Origin of the sequence: Arsenicibacter rosenii (genome assembly GCF_001870735.1) — a bacterium.
In the GTDB taxonomy this organism is placed as follows: Bacteria; Bacteroidota; Bacteroidia; order Cytophagales; family Spirosomataceae; genus Arsenicibacter; species Arsenicibacter rosenii.
The window spans coordinates 1-784 of record NZ_MORL01000206.1; the positions used below are offsets into that span (position 1 = coordinate 1).

General features: G+C 51.0%; 1 pseudogene. It reads left to right on the forward strand.

The features are described 5' to 3' along the window. Positions 1–784: pseudogene (locus BLX24_RS33170) on the forward strand (hypothetical protein); the annotation flags it as partial.

Genomic DNA, 784 nt, shown 5'->3' on the forward strand with positions numbered 1-784 from the left:
CATTACGAGTGCGACAACAGGAATAGGGCCACATAAACCTGATGGTGCAGACAATGGTACTGGTGTACCTGACCGGAACTACTGGACGCTGCTCGCCTGGCAGAATGGCAATGACAACATAACCGCCTGCCGTGAGTTTTATGTTACCTGTAACGCACCGGCCCCTCCGACGCTAACCATTAACGCCCCGGACCAAAACACTGTTTGTAGTGGTTCATCGGTTGGCTTAACAATCAGTGGATGTAACAACGGAACACCGAAATGGTCTGCGGGGGCAGAAACCCATACTGGTGATGTAATCTCCTTAACCGGTTTACAGGCTAATATTGTGATCGATGCCTGGTGCCAGAGTGAATTTAATGTCAGCAGCACGCACGTTACCACAACGATTTATGTCACGCCAAAACCTGCCGTGCCGACCCTGGTGAATCCTAACCCGAAGATATGTATCGGACAGTCAGCAACGCTGCTGGTTGCTGAGAATTCGTGTGTCGGCGGAAGGATGATCTGGTCAACTACTGAAAGCGGCAGGTCGATTACGGCTACCCCCCAGGCCCCCGGTACCTATCAATATACTGTTAGCTGTCAGGATAACCAGGGCTGTATGTCAGATAACGCAGTCGTGACACTGACCGTCTATCCGATTCCTCAGGCACCAACCATTAATACCAATCTGGGAGTCAGGACCGCATATTGTGCCGGTGAGGCGTTTGCGCTGAATGTACCTGATGATGGCGATCTTGTCTGGGATAACCCTCTTTACCGTGAACCCATACGCATATTA